The organism is uncultured Corynebacterium sp., from assembly GCF_902782855.1.
Classification (GTDB): domain Bacteria; phylum Actinomycetota; class Actinomycetes; order Mycobacteriales; family Mycobacteriaceae; genus Corynebacterium.
Genome location: NZ_CACZOO010000089.1, coordinates 1 through 16,836, shown reverse-complemented (window position 1 = coordinate 16,836; position 16,836 = coordinate 1). Strand labels below are relative to the sequence as shown.

16 protein-coding genes and 1 pseudogene are annotated in these 16,836 nt (G+C 68.9%); 14 read left to right on the top strand and 3 right to left on the bottom strand.

All coding sequences use genetic code 11. The features are described 5' to 3' along the window. Positions 1-127 precede the first annotated feature (127 nt). The 4 genes from QZV72_RS04205 to QZV72_RS04190 all read left to right on the top strand — a co-directional run bounded on the left by QZV72_RS04205 (position 128) and on the right by QZV72_RS04190 (position 4,371). Positions 128-529, top strand: a complete 402-nt coding sequence (locus tag QZV72_RS04205; RefSeq protein WP_297005678.1) for a YraN family protein — start codon at positions 128-130, stop codon at positions 527-529. Beyond that, positions 529-2,091 carry a YifB family Mg chelatase-like AAA ATPase gene (locus tag QZV72_RS04200; RefSeq protein ID WP_297005676.1) on the top strand — a complete coding sequence of 521 codons (1,563 nt, stop codon included), beginning with the start codon at positions 529-531 and terminating at the stop codon, positions 2,089-2,091. The genes QZV72_RS04205 and QZV72_RS04200 overlap by 1 nt, the downstream gene beginning before the upstream one ends. Next, positions 2,088-3,356 (top strand): DNA-processing protein DprA, encoded by a 1,269-nt coding sequence (dprA, locus tag QZV72_RS04195; RefSeq protein ID WP_297005674.1) that lies wholly within the window; start codon positions 2,088-2,090, stop codon positions 3,354-3,356. Before QZV72_RS04200 ends, dprA begins: the two co-directional genes overlap by 4 nt. Positions 3,357-3,417: 61 nt before the next feature. Continuing rightward, positions 3,418-4,371 carry a tyrosine recombinase XerC gene (locus QZV72_RS04190; RefSeq protein WP_297005685.1) on the top strand — a complete coding sequence of 318 codons (954 nt, stop codon included), beginning with the start codon at positions 3,418-3,420 and terminating at the stop codon, positions 4,369-4,371. A 7-nt stretch (positions 4,372-4,378) separates the two neighbouring features. On the opposite strand, the gene QZV72_RS04185 is transcribed toward QZV72_RS04190, so the two are convergent. After that, positions 4,379-4,990: a murein hydrolase activator EnvC gene (locus QZV72_RS04185; RefSeq protein WP_367119085.1), complete on the bottom strand. Its 612-nt coding sequence runs from the start codon at positions 4,988-4,990 to the stop codon at positions 4,379-4,381. Between the two features lie 490 nt (positions 4,991-5,480). Here QZV72_RS04185 and rpsB point away from each other — a divergent pair, with 490 nt between their 5' ends. The 5 genes from rpsB (at position 5,481) to QZV72_RS04160 (ending at position 9,693) form a co-directional block, all read left to right on the top strand. Next, a complete protein-coding gene (gene rpsB / locus QZV72_RS04180; protein WP_297005672.1) occupies positions 5,481-6,320 on the top strand; it encodes a 30S ribosomal protein S2 in 840 nt (279 codons plus the stop codon). Between the two features lie 80 nt (positions 6,321-6,400). After that, positions 6,401-7,219: a translation elongation factor Ts gene (gene tsf, locus QZV72_RS04175; protein WP_297005671.1), complete on the top strand. Its 819-nt coding sequence runs from the start codon at positions 6,401-6,403 to the stop codon at positions 7,217-7,219. Between the two features lie 249 nt (positions 7,220-7,468). Beyond that, a complete protein-coding gene (gene pyrH, locus QZV72_RS04170; RefSeq protein WP_297005681.1) occupies positions 7,469-8,170 on the top strand; it encodes a UMP kinase in 702 nt (233 codons plus the stop codon). A gap of 81 nt (positions 8,171-8,251) precedes the next feature. Beyond that, the gene (gene frr, locus QZV72_RS04165; protein ID WP_297005669.1) at positions 8,252-8,809 is read left to right on the top strand and encodes a ribosome recycling factor; all 558 of its coding nucleotides are present in this window, start codon (positions 8,252-8,254) and stop codon (positions 8,807-8,809) included. Beyond that, complete coding sequence (locus QZV72_RS04160; protein ID WP_297005667.1) at positions 8,809-9,693, top strand: phosphatidate cytidylyltransferase; 885 nt, start codon at positions 8,809-8,811, stop codon at positions 9,691-9,693. The genes frr and QZV72_RS04160 overlap by 1 nt, the downstream gene beginning before the upstream one ends. Positions 9,694-9,763: 70 nt before the next feature. Here QZV72_RS04160 and QZV72_RS04155 read toward each other — a convergent pair whose 3' ends face one another. Continuing rightward, on the bottom strand, positions 9,764-10,201 hold the full coding sequence (locus QZV72_RS04155; RefSeq protein ID WP_297005665.1) for a lipopolysaccharide assembly LapA domain-containing protein: 438 nt from the start codon (positions 10,199-10,201) through the stop codon (positions 9,764-9,766). A 94-nt stretch (positions 10,202-10,295) separates the two neighbouring features. Here QZV72_RS04155 and rlmN point away from each other — a divergent pair, with 94 nt between their 5' ends. Further along, positions 10,296-11,408, top strand: coding sequence for a 23S rRNA (adenine(2503)-C(2))-methyltransferase RlmN (gene rlmN, locus QZV72_RS04150; protein ID WP_297005663.1), 1,113 nt, complete (start codon positions 10,296-10,298; stop codon positions 11,406-11,408). A 145-nt stretch (positions 11,409-11,553) separates the two neighbouring features. Here the strand turns inward: rlmN and QZV72_RS04145 are convergent, their stop codons facing one another. Continuing rightward, positions 11,554-12,012, bottom strand: coding sequence for a DUF2631 domain-containing protein (locus QZV72_RS04145; protein WP_297005661.1), 459 nt, complete (start codon positions 12,010-12,012; stop codon positions 11,554-11,556). Between the two features lie 192 nt (positions 12,013-12,204). Here QZV72_RS04145 and dxr point away from each other — a divergent pair, with 192 nt between their 5' ends. The 4 genes and pseudogenes from dxr to QZV72_RS04125 all read left to right on the top strand — a co-directional run. Beyond that, a complete protein-coding gene (gene dxr / locus QZV72_RS04140; RefSeq protein ID WP_297005660.1) occupies positions 12,205-13,389 on the top strand; it encodes a 1-deoxy-D-xylulose-5-phosphate reductoisomerase in 1,185 nt (394 codons plus the stop codon). Then, entirely contained in the window at positions 13,374-14,630 is a 1,257-nt protein-coding gene (locus tag QZV72_RS04135) for an RIP metalloprotease (RefSeq protein WP_297005658.1), read from the top strand. Before dxr ends, QZV72_RS04135 begins: the two co-directional genes overlap by 16 nt. A gap of 81 nt (positions 14,631-14,711) precedes the next feature. Then, a complete protein-coding gene (locus QZV72_RS04130; RefSeq protein ID WP_297005657.1) occupies positions 14,712-16,610 on the top strand; it encodes a penicillin-binding transpeptidase domain-containing protein in 1,899 nt (632 codons plus the stop codon). A gap of 11 nt (positions 16,611-16,621) precedes the next feature. Further along, positions 16,622-16,836: pseudogene (locus QZV72_RS04125) on the top strand (type I methionyl aminopeptidase); the annotation flags it as partial.

The following is a 16,836-nucleotide window of genomic DNA, read 5'->3' as shown; positions in this document are numbered from 1 at the left end:
CGGGAAACGGACCGTGCGGACACGGTTCCGCGAGCCTCTGTCCACAAGGGTCGGGTTGTCCACAGGGTCCTGGGCTTTTGCGCTCCGATGCGACGGCGACGTCCCGGCGCCGTGCCACAGTTCCCCCATGACACGAGACACACCGAAGACCCGCAACCTCCGAACAGTGGGCGCCGCCGGGGAGGACGAGGCAGCGGCCTGGTTCACCGCCCGCGGGTACATCCTGCTGGAACGCAACTTCTTCACCGCCCGCGGTGAGGTGGACATCATCCTGCGCACCCCACCCGACCATCCGGACCATCCGGCGCTGGTGTTCGTGGAGGTGAAATGGCGGCTCGACGACCGCTACGGCGTCGGGGCGGAAGCGGTGACCCCGGCGAAGCTCCGGGCCATGCGCGTCGCGGCTGCGCGGTGGCTCGAGCAGAATCCGGGGCATCACCCCGGCGGCCCCGACTCCTGCGGCACGGTGCGCTTCGACGTCCTGGACATCACGGCCGGGGAGATCACCCACTACGAGGGGGTGGAGTGATGGTCACCGTCAGCAACCGGTCGCCGGTGCGGGTGGGGCAGGCCCGCAGTGTGGGGCTCGACGGGCTCACCGGGATCCCCGTCACCGTCGACTGCGACATCAGTCGCGGGCTGCCGGGGATGAACATCGTCGGACTGGGGGACACGGCAGTCGTCCAGGCCCGCGACCGGGTCCGTTCCGCCGTGATCAACAGTGGGTTGCAGTGGCCGAAGTCGCGGGTCGTGGTGAGTCTGTCCCCGGCGTCGGTGCCGAAGACCGGGTCAGGCTTCGACCTGCCGATGGTGCTGGCGATCCTCGCCGCCCAGGGGATGGTCCACCCCGCCGACATCACCGACGCCGCCGTCATCGGTGAGCTCGGGCTCGACGGTACGGTGCGCGGTGTCTCTGGAGTCCTGCCGATGGCGCTGGCCGCCCGGGAGTCCGGGGTGGCACGTCTCGCGGTACCCGCCGACAACCTCGTCGAGGCGTCGCGGGTTCCCGGCATCCGGGTCACGGGGCTGGACCACCTGACACAACTGGTGAGGTGGGCGACCGGGGAGGAATCCGGTGGCACCGTCCCCGTGCCGTCGGAGAACACCGGGGCAGCGGTACCGGACCTCAGCGAGGTCACGGGGCAGCCGGTGGCCCGCCGTGCCCTGGAGACCGCTGCGGCCGGTGGACACCACCTGTGGCTGTCGGGTCCGCCGGGCTCCGGAAAGTCCATGTTGGCGGAGAGACTCCCCGGGATCCTCCCGCCGTTGGACGACACCGAACAGCTGGAGGCCGCGGCGGTCCATTCCATCGCCGCGGAGAAGGGCGATCTCGACGGAATCTGGCGCCGGACCCGGCCGTTCGTCGCGCCACACCCGTCCCTGACCCTGCCGGCGCTGACCGGTGGTGGATCGGGGCGGATCAGGCCCGGGGCGGTGAGTCTGGCCCACCATGGCGTCCTCTTCCTCGATGAGGCGCCGGAGGTGTCACGTCCGGTGCTGGAGGGACTGCGGGTACCGATGGAACGCGGCACCGTGTCGGTCGAACGGGTCCGCCGCACCCTCGTCCTCCCGGCGCGGTTCCAGCTCGTCATCGCTTCGAACCCCTGTCCGTGCGGGGCGGAGGAACCGGCGGAGTGCGTCTGCCGGGGAGGGGTGCGTGACAGATACCTGCAGCGGATCTCGGGTCCGCTGCGCGACCGGATCGACATCACCGCCACCACCGGGGGAAACCGGTCGGCGACAGTCAGCGGGGACTCTGCGGAGAGCTCGGCGGTGGTACGGGATCGGGTCTGCGAGGCCCGCGCCCGTGCCGTGTCGCGCTGGTCGGGGCGCCGGGAGGATCCGCCCTGGCGTACCACGGCGGATGTCCCGGGGCCGGTGCTGCGACGGGACTTCCCCGCCGGGGACGCGGCGATGCTGGTCCTGGAGGACCAGTTGCGGCGCGGGGTGCTGTCACAGCGTGGGGTGGACCGCAGCCTCCGGGTGGCGTGGACTTTGACGGATCTCGCCGGCGGGCGCCGGCCGGGCGTCGGAGACGTGATGGACGCGGTGGAGATGTTCACCGGGACCGTGGAGGGGGTGGGACAGTGACCGTGGTCAACATCGACGGGCAGCAGCGCGACCGGAGACGCGTCCGCGCCTGGGCGGTGCTGCGCCGACTGGTGGAGGCGTCCCGTACCGATGTGGTGCGGCTGCTGTGGCCTGACGGGGACGCTGAGGCTCCTGCCCGGGTGACGCAACTGGTCGAGATGCTGCGTGAGGGGGATCCGTCCCTGCCCGCCGGTCTGCAGGGGCTCACGGTGGAGCGGACCTCGCAGGTGACGCAGCAGGCGACTGCGGATCTGCAGTGGGCGCGGGCGAACCGGTGGCGGCTGATCACCCCGGATGATGCGGAGTGGCCGACCCGCCGGCTCGAGGAGTCGTTCGGGGTGACCGGGGATCTGACCGGTCCGGCGGACCCCGGCGGTGCCGCCGGTCGTGGGACCGGCGGTGATCCGGGCGTGCGTGGTCGGGCGGCCCGACCGTTCGCCCTGTGGGCATGTGGTCCGGCGGAGCTGGCGCCGACGGTGGAACGCAGTGTCGCGCTGGTGGGTACACGTTCGTCGACGACCTACGGTAACCGCACCACCCACCGCTTCGCCGGGGAACTCGCCGGGGCCGGGTACACTGTCGTCTCCGGCGGGGCGGTGGGCATCGACACCGCCGCCCACCGCGGCACCCTGGAGGCGTCGGGGACCACCGTGGCCGTGGCCGCCGGTGGGCCGGGGGAGATCTACCCGCGGGTGAATGAGGACCTGTTCCGGCGCATCGCGCACCACGGCCTGGTCGTCACAGAGTATCCGCCGATGACCCGACCCGCCCGCCACCGGTTCCTCACCCGGAACCGACTGGTCGCGGCACTGACCAGGGGGACCGTCCTGCTCGCAGCGGGGCACCGCTCCGGGGCCGTGAACACCGCGAACTGGGCGGACGCCATGCTCCGCCCCGTCATGGTGCTGCCCGGACCGGTGGACTGCGCCCAGTACGTCGGCTGTCACAGACGCATCCGGGACGGAGCGGGGACCCTGGTCACCACGACCACGGAGGTACGGGAGATCCTCGAGCCGATCGGCAGCGTGGACCCGGACCTGCAACTCGATCTGGAGTTCACCGCCAGCCCGGTACAGCAGCTCAGCCGTGACCAGCTCGCCGTGTTCGACGCCTGCGGAATCGGCTCCGACGACACCGGACGGCTGGAACAGATCGCCGCGGAGACCGGTCTGCCGGTGAACGCGGTGGTCCGTACCGTCGGTGAGTTGGAAGGCACCGGTCTCGTGGTGCGTCGAGGGGACCGCTGGGTGAAGAACGACAGGTGACCAGTCACCTTCAAGCACAGTGGTCTACTCTGGCCACATGAGTTCCAGCGAGTGCACCGACATGGCTCGGGCCGTCGACGGCTACCTGGAGTACCTCGAACTCGTCAAAGGCCGCTCGGCCAACACGGTCCGCGCCTACGGCGCTGACCTGCGGGCAGCCTTCGAGACCGTGGACTCCCTGGACGGTTTCACCCTCGACCACTGCCGTGACGTCCTGGACTGGGCGGTGGAGAACGGTGACGCGAAAGCCACCCTCGCCCGCATCGCCTCAAGCCTGCGCGGCTTCGGCGCCTGGCTCGTCCACACCGGCGCCCTGCGGGTCAACCCCGCAGCCGGACTGCAGACCCCGAAGACCACCCGAAGCCTGCCGCGGGTGCTGCGGGACGACCAGGTCCAGGGAGTCCTCGAGCGGGCGAAGTCGCATGCCCACCGGGCGGCCGCCGACGGCGACCCGGGCTCCACACCCAGGGACGTCCGTGACTGGGCGATACTCGAGGTCCTCTACGCCACCGGCATCCGCGTCTCCGAACTCGCGGGCGCTGACGTCCGTGACCTCGGCGGTAACGGGGACCCCGGGGCGCGCAGCCTCCGGGTGGTCGGCAAGGGTGACAAGACCAGGGTCGTCCCCTTCGGCCATACCGTGGAGGCCGCGCTCCGTGAATGGCTCGCGGTGCGCACCGCGCTGCTGCCGACCGCCGGACAGGCCGGGGACCCCTCCCGTCCGGCACAGCCGGCCCTGTTCCTCGGCACCAGAGGCGGACGCATCGACGTACGGCAGGTCCGCACCATCGTCCACCACGCCACCGGTGGGGCGGGAGTGCCGGAGATCGCCCCACACGGTCTGCGTCACTCCGCAGCCACCGCAGTCCTCGACGGGGGTGCGGACCTGCGCGTCGTTCAGCAGCTGCTCGGGCACAGTTCCATGAACACGACCCAGATCTACACCCACGTCGGAAACGAGCGACTACGCGCCGTCTACCGGCGGGCACATCCCCGGTCCGGTTCCGTGGACTGAACCAGCCTCACCGCCACAGCCGCACCCGCACCGGACCCAGCAGCGTCAGGGGATCGACGTAACGCTCCGGCTCTGCCACCGGTGGCCCCTGCACCGCACCCCAGTGCAGACCCGGGTCGCGCCGGGCGCTCTCCGGCAGTGCCGCACCATCGGCCAGGATACCGAGAACATCACCCCGGCCCACCGTATCGCCGGGCCCGACCCGTGCGAGAACCGGTTCATAGGTGGTGCGCAGGCCGTTGCCGTGGTCCACGGACACGGTCGGTGTCCCCGCGACAACGCCCGCGAAACGCACCGTGCCTGCGGCGCCGGACCTGACCGGGGTGCCGGGTGCGGCATCCAGATCGACGCCGCGGTGGCCGGGCATCCAGTTCTGCGCGGGGATGTCGGCCGGGACGAGGACGGTACCGGGCACCGGGCGGACATGGCCCGCGACCGGTGACGATCCCGGCGCTGCGGCGGCAGGCACCGTGACGAGACCCATGCCCAGTGCAACAGTCAACGCCGCGCCCGCCGCGCCCGCCGCGCGGGCCGGGCCGGGGATCCGGGCCCGGGACAGGCGCCGGAGCGGAACGACGACAGGGAATCTGCGGCGGGACGGTACGGTCGTGACGGACATCTTCCCATCGTGACGGACAGTCGACCTCACCGCCAGGGGGTCCGGGAAATGTGGACAACCCCGGCGACGTTGTCCACAGGTGCTGCGGGGACTTGGCGAAACCGGATGGCCAGGGTAGAGTCGCACTCTGCAGTATGCCCGGCCGGTGGTCGGCGGGACTGTCGCGCGGATCGTCACCTCACACGCAGAGGCCGGTCGGTGCAGGCCCCGCACCATTCACGGACACAGGTCCAGGTGTGCTGACATCGCGCAGGTTCAGCGTGATCCGAACAAGGCCCGTCCGTCAACGGTGCCCTCCTGCTTCAAGGAGGGTTTACTGGGCGGGGACAATCCGGGATACCTGCCAGGTCAGCCGGTGTACGACCACGTCACGAGGACGCGGCGCACCCGGCCGAGAAAACCGTCACCCCTAGACTTTCGAAAGCGAGGAAGGGGAGAGGCACCCGGCACCGGAAGCGGCGCCCGGGCAGCGTGCTCCCCTGAACCACACATGGCTGTTGTCACCATGCGAGAACTGCTGGACGCCGGCGTCCACTTCGGTCACCAGACCCGTCGGTGGAACCCGAAGATGCGTCGTTTCATCTTCACCGACCGTAACGGCATCTACATCATCGATCTCCAGCAGACGCTGACCTTCATCGACGAGGCCTACGAGTTCGTCAAGGAGACCGTCGCCCACGGCGGAAACATCCTCTACGTCGGCACCAAGAAGCAGGCCCAGGAAGGTATCGCCTCCGAGGCCGAGCGCGTCGGCATGCCCTACGTCAACCACCGTTGGCTCGGCGGCATGCTCACCAACTTCCAGACTGTCGCCAAGCGTCTCCACCGCCTCAAGGAGCTGCAGGCCATGGAGGCGGCCGAGGACGGCTACGCCGGCCGCACCAAGAAGGAAATCCTCATGCTGACCCGCGAGCGCAACAAGCTTGAGCGGGTCCTGGGCGGCATCGCGGACATGTCCAAGGTCCCGTCCGCGCTGTGGATCGTCGACACCAACAAGGAGCACATCGCGGTCGCCGAGGCCAAGAAGCTCAACATCCCGGTCGTCGCCATCCTCGACACCAACTGCGACCCCGACGTCGTCGACTTCCCGATCCCGGGGAACGACGACGCCATCCGCGCCACCAACCTGCTGACCTCCGTCATCTCCTCCGCCGTCGAGGAGGGCCGTAAGGTCCGCGCCGAGCGCCAGGCCGCCGCCGCGAAGGAGACCGCCGGCGACGCCGAGGTCGCCGCCGTCGTCGTCGAGGCTGAGCAGGAGAACTCCGAGAACGCCGCCGAGATCGCCGAGGCAGAGGTCAAGGCCGAAGAGGCCGCCCCCTCTGCCGAGTAGTACCCCCACCAGGTAGAACCGGTCGGGGACACACACTGACACCCCGACCCTCCAACCACGCACAAGGAGGAACGCCACACATGGCGAACTACACCGCCGCTGATGTCAAGAAGCTCCGCGAGCTCACCGGCTCCGGCATGATGGCCTGCAAGAAGGCTCTCGACGAGGCCGAAGGCGACTTCGAGAAGGCTGTCGAGATCCTTCGCATCAAGGGTGCCAAGGACGTCGGAAAGCGGGCCGAGCGCACCGCCGCCGAGGGGCTGATCGCCGTCTCCGGTGCCACGATGATCGAGATCAACTCGGAGACCGACTTCGTCGCGAAGACCGAGGAGTTCATCGCCTTCGCGAACCACGTCGCCGAGGCCGCCGCCGTGGCCAAGGCCAACTCCGCCGAGGAGCTCGCCCAGGTCACCGTCGACGGCAGGACCGCCCAGGAGGCTCTCGATGAGCTCTCCGCCAAGATCGGTGAGAAGCTGCAGCTGCGTCGCGCCGTCACCCTCGAGGGTGACAAGGTCGCCGTCTACCTGCACCACCGTTCCGCCGACCTGCCGCCGGCCGTCGGCGTGCTCGTCGCCTACACCGGTGACGACGAAGCCGCTGCCAAGGGCGCCGCCATGCAGGTCGCCGCGCTCAAGGCCCAGTACCTGACCGACGCCGAGGTCCCGGACGAGGTCAAGGCCAAGGAGCGGGAGATCGCCGCCGCCACCGCCCGTGAAGAGGGCAAGCCGGAGAAGATCATCCCGAACATCGTCGAAGGCCGCCTCAAGGGCTTCTTCAAGGATGTCTGCCTCCTGGACCAGCCCTCCGTCACGGAGTCCAAGAAGACCGTCAAGCAGGTCCTCGACGCCGCCGGCGTGACCCTCACCGGTTTCGTCCGCTTCGAGGTCGGCCAGCACTAGCGGCTCACGGCTCTTCCACGGCACCCGCCGTCGCCCGGACTCCCCGGGGGACGGCGGGTGCCGTCGTGTGTCTACCCGGGTTCCCCTGGCAGTGCGGTACCCCCGTGGCGGTCGCACGGACGTTCCCCCGGCAGGCTAGGATGGACCACCGGGCTACATGCCAGACCCCTTCCTCCCCCGACCTTCCAAGGAGATCCCACGGTGACTGCCAGCGAGAATTCCGACCGACGACCCGGCTTCAAGCGGGTGATGCTCAAGCTCGGCGGGGAGATGTTCGGTGGCGGCAGGGTGGGGGTGGACCCCGACGTCGTCGAGAACGTCGCCCGGCAGATCGCAGAGGTCGCCCGGACCGGCGCGGAGATCGCCGTGGTCATCGGCGGCGGCAACTTCTTCCGTGGCGCCGAACTGCAGCAGCGGGGGATGGACCGCGCACGGTCGGACTACATGGGCATGCTCGGCACGGTCATGAACTGCCTGGCACTGCAGGACTTCCTCGAGAAGCAGGGCATCGACACCCGCGTCCAGACCTCCATCAACATGGCACAGGTCGCGGAGCCGTATCTGCCGTTGCGCGCCGTGCGTCACCTGGAGAAGGGACGCGTGGTGATCTTCGGCGCCGGCATGGGCCTGCCGTACTTCTCCACGGACACGACAGCGGCGCAGCGTGCGCTGGAGATCGGCTGTGAGGTACTGCTCATGGCCAAGGCCGTCGACGGCGTCTACAGTGACGACCCCCGAACCAACCCGGAGGCGGAGCTCTTCACGGAGATCAGCCACGGCGAGGTCATCGAGCGGGGGCTCAAGGTCGCCGACGCCACCTCCTTCAGCCTGTGCATGGACAACCGGATGCCGATGCTCGTCTTCAACCTGCTCACCGAGGGGAACATCGCCCGTGCGGTCGCCGGCGAACGGATCGGCACCCTGGTCTCCACCCCCTCCGTACAGGGCTGACCCACACACTTTCGACCGGGGCCGCCCCGGTAACCTGGTACATTCACCGTAGAAAACCTATCCGAGGACGAGGACCTTCCCATGATTGACGACACCCTGCTCGACGCCGAAGACCACATGAGCCGCTCCGTGGAGCATGTGCGGGAGGACCTGACCACCATCCGTACCGGCCGGGCGAACCCCGCGATGTTCAACGGCGTCTTCGCCGAGTACTACGGCGCACGCACCCCGATCACCCAGATGGCGACGATCAGTGTCCCGGAGCCGAGGATGCTCATCATCAAGCCCTACGAGATGTCGGTGATGCAGGAGATCGAGAACGCGATCCGCAACTCCGATCTCGGCGTCAACCCCACGAACGACGGTCAGGTGCTGCGTGTCACCATTCCGCAGCTCACCGAGGAGCGTCGTCGGGACCTGGTGAAGGTTGCGCGCGGCAAGGGGGAGGACGCCAAAATCTCCATCCGCAATATCCGCCGCAGGGGCATGGACGCCCTGCAGAAGATCCAGAAGGACGGCGAGGCCGGCGAGGATGAGGTGAAGGCCGCCGAGAAGGAGCTCGACAAGATCACCCAGGACTACGTCGCACAGGTCGACGGTGTCGTAGCGGCCAAGGAAAAGGAGCTGATGGAGGTCTAGTGGACTCCCATCCTGATTCCGGCCGGAGACATCTTCCGCAGCCGAAGAATTCCGCCGGACGCTCCCTGCCCGTCGCCATCAGCGTCGGGGTGGGCCTCGGTGCCCTGGTGATCGCCTGCCTGGTGATCCCTTACGCGTGGTATCCGCTCATCGCGGTCGCCATGGCCCTGGCCACATGGGAGGTCACCCGTCGCCTCGGAGAACACGGCTACGATGTCCAGTTCCCCGTTCTCCTGCTGGGTGGTCAGGCGATCATCTGGCTGTCCTGGCCCTTCGGGGCGACCGGACTCCTGTCCGCCTTCGGGGTGTCCGCCCTGGTGACGGTCGTCGCGCGGCTGTTCCACCACGGTCGGACCGTGAAGCCGGAGAACTGGCTGCGGGACGCAGGCGTCTCCCTTTTCGTCCTCATCTGGATCCCGTTGTGCGGGGGGTTCGGGGCGATGCTCTCACTGATCTCCCGGGACGATGTCTCGGGCTGGGCGTTCATCGCCACTTTCATGCTGTGTGTCGTCGCCTCCGACGTGGGTGGATACGCCTCCGGGGTATTCTTCGGCAGTCACCCGATGGCACCGGCGATCAGCCCGAAGAAGTCCTGGGAGGGCTTCGCCGGGTCCGTCATCTTCGCGGCGGTCGTCGGAATGATCTGCATGGTGACCCTGCTGAAGTACCGGGAGCCGGTGCACTACCTTGCCGGGCTCGCCCTCGGCGCCGGACTGTCGCTGTGCGCTGTCCTCGGTGACCTGGTGGAGTCCCAGTTCAAGCGGGACCTGGGGATCAAGGACATGTCGGCGATGATCCCGGGGCACGGCGGCATCATGGACCGCATCGACGGCATGCTGCCCGCTGCGATGCTGACCTGGGTCATGCTGAACACCGTGTCCTAGAACGACCCGGAACGACCCGGAACGACCCGGGGGAGTGCCCCGGATGGCAGTGCCCGGTTGCCCGGGCGGGTCACTTCCCGCCCTTCACCTGGTGCCGCAGCTGGATGATCCGGACCGTGCCGATACTGGCCGCCACCAGTGCACCGCCGACTGCAGCGATGAGCATGCCGACGCCGATCGGGAAGTTCCAGGTCCAGAAGAAGACCGTGAGCTCGGCACTGTGGCCGTTCTGCAGGATGAACACCAGCAGCAGGACGAGGACCACCGCCCCGATGATCAGTGCGACCCAGGTTGATCCCGCCACAGTGCGGGTGACATCCCGGCCCGGGGGAGACGGACGGGGGGCGTCGTCCCCCGTGGTGGTGGCGTCGGAACCACCGGTGTCGGCGGAGGGCGCGGTGGAGGGCGCGGCATCCGCCGGGTCATCGCCGACCGTGGGGTCGGGGGAGACGGGGATGTCCTTGGTGGGGGACTGCCCCTCAGGCAGTCCCTGATCCTTGTTCGTCATGGCGCCCCATCATAGGCGTCCCGCCGGTCCTGCGGTGTGCGGGACGCGTCACGATGTGTCTGACCCCCCGGTGAAGTGCAATAATGGGCCAATCATGGCTGAACCCTTACAACTGCAGTTCCGTGCCCCGACCCGCGGCATGCCCCCGACCCACCTGGCCGATCTCACCGATGAGGAGGTCAGGGCCACACTGAAGGACGCCGGTCTCCCCGGCTTCCGGGCCAACCAGATCGCCCGGCAGTACTATGGCCGCCTCGAGGGTGATCCCATGGCGATGACCGATCTGCCGGAGGGCCTGCGTCCGTCGGTGAGGGACGCCCTGTTCCCGACGCTGATGGACCCGGTGCGCCACATTGCCTGTGACGACGGACAGACCAGGAAGACCCTGTGGAAGCTGCATGACGGGACCCTGCTGGAGTCCGTCCTGATGCGTTACCCTGACCGGGCGACGCTGTGCATCTCCTCCCAGGCCGGCTGCGGTATGGCCTGCCCCTTCTGCGCCACCGGTCAGGGCGGACTGGACCGTAACCTGTCCACCGCGGAGATCGTCGAGCAGGTCCGAGCCGCGGCGAAGTCCATGCGCGACGGTGACGTCGAGGGTGGCGAAGGCCGCCTGTCGAATATCGTCTTCATGGGTATGGGTGAGCCGCTGGCCAACTACAGACGCGTCGTCGCGGCGATCAGGCGGATCACCTCGCCGTCGCCGGAGGGCTTCGGCATCTCCCAACGCAACATCACCGTGTCCACCGTGGGCCTGGCCCCGGCGATACGCCGCCTGGCGGACGAAGGCATGCACATGCGCCTGGCGGTGAGTCTGCACTGCCCGGACGACGAACTGCGGGACACGCTCGTCCCGGTCAACAACCGGTGGGCCATCGACGAGGTGCTCGACGCCGCGGCATACTACGCCGAGAGCTCGGGTCGGCGGGTGTCCATCGAATACGCGCTCATCAGGGAGGTCAACGACCAGCCGTGGCGGGCTGACCTGCTGGGCAGGCGCCTGAAGAAGAAGCTGGGCAACCAGGTGCACGTCAACCTCATCCCGTTGAACCCGACACCTGGTTCGGAGTGGGACGCGTCCCCGAGGCCGGTGCAGGACGAGTTCGTCCGTCGTGTCAATGCGCAGGGCGTCGCCTGCACTGTGCGTGACACACGCGGTCAGGAGATCGCCGCGGCCTGTGGCCAGCTCGCCGCCGAGGAGCGGTAGGCTCCCACACAGTAGGGCCCCACAGTAGGGCCCCACAGTAGGGCCCGGAGCGCAGAAACCCCCGACCACCGCGCGTGGAGCGTGGTGGTCGGGGTGGGGCCCGGCCGGATCTACCCCCGGCCGGCTGAGCCGATGACCGTCGGACCTACTTGTGGGCCAGACCGTGCGGCGGGGTGGGGACGTTCTCCACGCCGTCGACACCGACGCCGGGGAGGTTCCAGGCACGCAGTTCGGCGGTGGTGAGGTCACCGAAGCGACCGGTGAGGGTGTTCTGTTCCTCGACCCAGTTCGGCTCGATGTGACCGGCCGGCTTGTTGTGTGAGGTCACCGTGGTGCGGTTGGGGTGGAGCTTCCGGTTCGGTGCGGAGTGCCGGGCGTAGAGGGTCACGCCGACGAGGACGGCCAGACCGAGCACGACCACGTAGATGTCCTCGACCTTGCCGTGGTGGTTACCGAAGAGGAATCCGAACATGCAGACTCCGGCGACGTAACCGATGATGATCGTGGTCTTCCGCGGGAACTGGTGCCAGCCCCACGCGGCGGACGGCTCATCCTCGGTGGAAACACCCTTGTACACTTCGACCTTCGTGCCGTGGTCAGCCACTTCGAGATCCTCCTGAAGTACGTGGCAGTAGTCACCTGCCAGATTTGGTGCCCCCATTGTTGCACATCGCCCGCGCGGGAACGAACATCACCCGGAATGCCGGGGGCACCAAGGGGTAGTTGATGGTGCGGTGGGGACCCCTTCGGGGCAGTCGTGACCCTTCACAGCCCCCGTGCAGCCGTCCGTGGAACAATGGTCCGGGTGAAAACGCGTGTAATGGTGCTCGGCAGCACCGGATCCATCGGCACACAGGCCCTGGACATCATCGCGGACAATCCCGACCTGTTTGAGCTCGTCGGGGTGTCCGCCCAGGGTTCGCGCCCAGAACTCCTTCTTGAACAGGCACGGAGGTTCTGCCTCGCCCCGTCGCATGTCGCGGTGGCCAGTGACGTCGCCGCCGACCTGCTCGACCGGGAGCTCGACGGTCACGTCATCCGGGGCACACATTCCCCCCGTCGTCTCGTCGAGCAGGCGGGCGAGTTCGGATGTGACGTCGTCCTCAACGCCCTCGTCGGTTCACTCGGCCTCGACGCGACCCTCGCCACGCTCCAGGGTGACGTCCGCCTCGCGCTCGCGAACAAGGAGTCTCTCGTCGCCGGTGGTGACCTGGTGCTGGAGACCGCGTCCGGGGGGCAGCTCGTGCCGGTGGACTCCGAGCACTCCGCGATCGCCCAGTGCCTGCGCGCCGGTTCCCGCGACGAGGTGGCGTCCCTGGTCCTCACCGCCTCCGGTGGCCCGTTCCGCGGCTGGACACGCGAGCAACTCGAACCGGTCACCCCCCTGGACGCGAGGTGCCATCCGACCTGGTCGATGGGGCAGATGAGGTCCCTCAACACCGCGACGATGGTGAACAAGGGGCTCGAGGTCATCGAGGCGTCCCTGCTCTTCGACGTCCCTGCGGAACGGATCGAGGTCACCGTGCACCCGGAGATGCTGGTGCACTCGATGGTCACCTTCACCGACGGGGCGACGATCGCCCAGGCGTCGACCCCGTCGATGCGGTTGCCGATCTCACTGGCGCTCGGCTGGCCCGGCCGGGTGCCGGGGGCGACACCGACGCTGTCCTTTGCCGAGGCGTCGACCTGGAGTTTCGAACCTCTGGATGACACTGTGTTCCCCGCGGTCCGGCTCGCCCGGGAGGCCGTGGCCGCCGGTGGGTGCATGCCGGCGGTCTACAACGCGGCCAACGAGGAGGCCGCCGTCGAGTTTCTTGCGGGGACGCTGAGCTTCCCCCGGATCGTCGACACGGTCGCCGCGGTCCTCGACGACTGTGCGCGGTTCACGACCCGACCCCGCGACCTCGACGATGTGCTGGAGGCGGAGCGTTCCGCCCGTGCCGCAGCCCATGAGAGGATGGTGTCGTGGACTACGCACTAGGCGTCCTCCTCTTCGCGCTGGGGATCGCGGCCTCCATCGCCCTGCACGAGGCCGGACACATGTTCGCCGCCCGCGGCTTCGGTATGCGGGTGCGCCGCTACTTCATCGGTTTCGGCCCGACACTGTGGTCGACGACGAAGGGGCACACCGAGTACGGGTTCAAGGCCGTGCCCTTCGGCGGCTTCTGCGATATCGCCGGTATGACCGCCCTGGACCCGTACACCGAGGACGAGAAGCCGTACCTCATGGTCGACCGGCCGGGGTGGCAGCGGATCCTCGTGATGCTCGCGGGCATCGGGGTGAACATCGTCCTGGCGATGGCGATCATCTTCGGCGTCGCGGTGACTTGGGGACTGCCCCAGACTTCCGGTGGCCCGGCCCCCGCAGTCGTCGCCGAGACCATGTGCACCCCGGCGACCGTGGCGGACGCCAAGGCCGACGACGGCAACGGCGTCTGCGGGGGCGCGGGCCCGGCGGCGGACTCCGGCCTGCTGGTCGGTGACAGGGTCACCTCCGTCGACGGGGTCGCCGTCGACGACTTCCCGGCGATGGTCGAGGAACTCGACAGCGTCGGGAAGGGCGCCGCGGACGCCGGTTCGGTCGCCGGGGACCGTGTCACCGTGCCCGCCACCGTCGAGCGGGACGGCCGGGAAACCAGCCTCGACCTCCAGGTGGAGATCGTGGAACGGTTGACACGGTCCGGTGACCACGTGCTCACCGGTGCGATCGGTATGCGGATCGACAACCCGAACTCCGAGCTGGTGGACTACAACCCGCTCACCGCCGTGCCCGGTACAGTGCACTACTCCGGGTACATTGTCACCGAGACCGCCAAGGCGTTGGTCGACCTGCCGTCGCGTTACTGGCCGGTGGTGGAGTCCATCTTCGGTGGTGCCCGGGCCGATGACTCCCCGGTGAGTGTCGTGGGAGCGTCGCGGGCCGGTGGAGAGCTCGTCCAGCACGACCAGTGGATGGCTTTCCTGCTGCTGCTGGCGAACCTCAACTTCTTCCTCGCCGCCTTCAATCTCGTACCGCTGCCACCGATGGACGGCGGGCATGCGGTCGTGGTGGTGTACGAGAAGATCCGGGACTGGTTCCGTCGCCGGCGGGGCCTGGCGCCCGGTGGACCGGCTGACTACACCCGGCTGCTGCCGGTCACCTACGCCGTCGCCGCGATCCTCATGGTCTTCGGGCTCACGGTCATCGTCGCCGACGTGGTCAACCCCGTGCAGCTGTTCTGACGCGCCGGTGACGCGGGGTCCGCAGGACCCGCCGGCGCGGTATCCCCGGGTCACGGCGCCCCGTTGGTAACCTCGGTGGTCATGCGCCCCACCCGCTCCCCCCGCTGTGACACCCGGCCGTCCCGCGTTCTGGCGACCACGGTTGCCGCCACCGTCGTCGTCGCGGGGCTGGGGGTGAGCCTCGCGTCCTGCACGCCGCGTCCGGACAGTGCCGAGGACGCGGTCAGCGACTTCCTCGGAGACCTCGGGGACCGTGACGTCGATGCGGCGGCGGCCGGTACGGACTCCGTGGCGAACGCGGCCACGGACATCGATGCGACCTGGAACGGCCTGCAGGCTGAGGGGCTCGATGCCACCCTCCACGACGTCCACACCGACGGTGAGGTTGCCACGGCGTCCTACACCCTGGACTGGGATCTGCCGGGGGAGCGTGACTTCACCTATGACGCCGTCCTCACCGCCACGAAGACCGGTGACGACTGGACGGTCCGGTGGGTTCCGTCGGTACTGCACCCGGACCTCGGTAACGGCCAGCATCTGGAGCTGCGCAGGGTCGAGGCGACGACAGCCGATGTCGTCGGTTCCGACGGTGCGGTGCTGCTCACTCCGGGACTGCAGTGGCGGATCAAGGTCGACACCGGGAAGTACGGCAGTCTCGCCGACCTGCGGACCACCATGCGCGGGATCGCCGCGGCCCTCGAGTCGGCGCACGCCCGTGACGCGGCGGTGCCCACCATCGACCCCGACCGGGTGGCGGAGGACGCGAGGGACGCCGGCGGCGTCTACTCCGTCGCCGTCCTCGCCGACCCGGTCGGGGCACAGGTCCGTGACGCCCTCGGGAGCGTCGACGGGGTGGAGTTCAACGATGAGCCGACGATGGTGCGACCGGACCCCGGATTCGCCCCGGACATCCTGTCACGGGTCTCAGGCCTGGTCGGCGACGACCTCAGAGGGGTCGACGGTTGGGAGATCGTCAAGGCCACCAGCGGTGGGGCGGCGGTCGGGTCCGTCGATTCCTCGCCGGCGTCCCCGGCGTCCGCGGTGAAGGTCAGTCTGTCGAAGGAAGTGCAGAACGCCGCCCAGCAGGCGGTCGGCACCCGCGACGACGCCCAAGCGATGATGGTGGTGATACGCCCGTCGACCGGCGAGATTCTCGCCGTCGCCCAGACCCCCGAGGCAGACAAGGAGGGTGACCTCGCACTGAACGGCCAGTTCCCTCCCGGGTCGACCTTCAAGATGATCACCGCCGCCGCCGGCGTCGCAGACCAGGACCTCACCGCAGACTCGATGGTGGGCTGCCCCTCGACGATCAACCTCGGTGGACGCACCGTGACCAACTACAACTCCTTCTCCCTGGGCACGACCACACTGCGCAACGCCTTCGCCCAGTCCTGCAACACCACTTTCGCCGAGGTCTCCACGAACCTGCCGGCGGGGCGGCTCAGGGACATCGCCGGAGGGTTCGGTCTCGGCCGGGACTACGAGATCCCCGGCCTGACCACGCTCACCGGGTCGGTGCCGGCAGGCGATGTGATGCTGGACCGGACCGAGTCCGGCTACGGTCAGGGGCTCGACCTGGCGAGTCCCTTCGGCATGGCGCTCGTCGCCGCCACGGTCGCGCACGGCCGGACGCCGGTTCCGACCCTGCTGGAGACCGGAACCGGTACGACGAAGGACGCTGACGGTGACACCGCCGTCGAAGGTGACCCGCTGGACCCGCACGTCCTCGACAACCTGCGTGACATGATGCGCGCAGTGGTGACCAGCGGGTCGGGCCGGGCGATCTCCGGGTCCGGTGAGATCTACGCGAAGACCGGTGAGGCCGAGTACGACGGCGGCTCGCACGCCTGGTTCGCCGGGTACCGCGGTGACCTCGCTTTCGCAACCCTCATCGTCGGTGGTGGCGGATCGGAGCACTCCGTGGCGGTGACCCAGCGGTTCTTCACCGCCCTGGACAGCGTCGCAGAGGCGGCGGAGTAGTCTGGACTGTCATGACAAGAGCACCGCTTACCCCTGGACACCAGACCCCCGTCCGCACCGTTCCTGCCGCCATCGAGCGCCCGGAGTATGCCTGGAAGGACGAGGTCCGTGAGAACATCGGTGAGCCCTGGGTGCAGACCCCCGAGGTTGTCGAGGCGATGCGCGAGTCCTCGAGGATCGCGGCGGGCGCCCTGTCCGCCGCCGGTGCCGCCGTCGCCCCCGGCGT

Coding starts and splice junctions, on each gene's coding strand:
- QZV72_RS04205 (WP_297005678.1), top strand. CDS start 128: ATGACACGAGACACACCGAAGACCCGCAACCTCCGAACAGTGGGCGCC.
- QZV72_RS04200 (WP_297005676.1), top strand. CDS start 529: ATGGTCACCGTCAGCAACCGGTCGCCGGTGCGGGTGGGGCAGGCCCGC.
- QZV72_RS04190 (WP_297005685.1), top strand. CDS start 3,418: ATGGCTCGGGCCGTCGACGGCTACCTGGAGTACCTCGAACTCGTCAAA.
- QZV72_RS04185 (WP_367119085.1), bottom strand. CDS start 4,990: ATGTCCGTCACGACCGTACCGTCCCGCCGCAGATTCCCTGTCGTCGTT.
- rpsB (WP_297005672.1), top strand. CDS start 5,481: ATGGCTGTTGTCACCATGCGAGAACTGCTGGACGCCGGCGTCCACTTC.
- tsf (WP_297005671.1), top strand. CDS start 6,401: ATGGCGAACTACACCGCCGCTGATGTCAAGAAGCTCCGCGAGCTCACC.
- pyrH (WP_297005681.1), top strand. CDS start 7,469: ATGCTCAAGCTCGGCGGGGAGATGTTCGGTGGCGGCAGGGTGGGGGTG.
- frr (WP_297005669.1), top strand. CDS start 8,252: ATGATTGACGACACCCTGCTCGACGCCGAAGACCACATGAGCCGCTCC.
- QZV72_RS04155 (WP_297005665.1), bottom strand. CDS start 10,201: ATGACGAACAAGGATCAGGGACTGCCTGAGGGGCAGTCCCCCACCAAG.
- rlmN (WP_297005663.1), top strand. CDS start 10,296: ATGGCTGAACCCTTACAACTGCAGTTCCGTGCCCCGACCCGCGGCATG.
- dxr (WP_297005660.1), top strand. CDS start 12,205: ATGGTCCGGGTGAAAACGCGTGTAATGGTGCTCGGCAGCACCGGATCC.
- QZV72_RS04130 (WP_297005657.1), top strand. CDS start 14,712: ATGCGCCCCACCCGCTCCCCCCGCTGTGACACCCGGCCGTCCCGCGTT.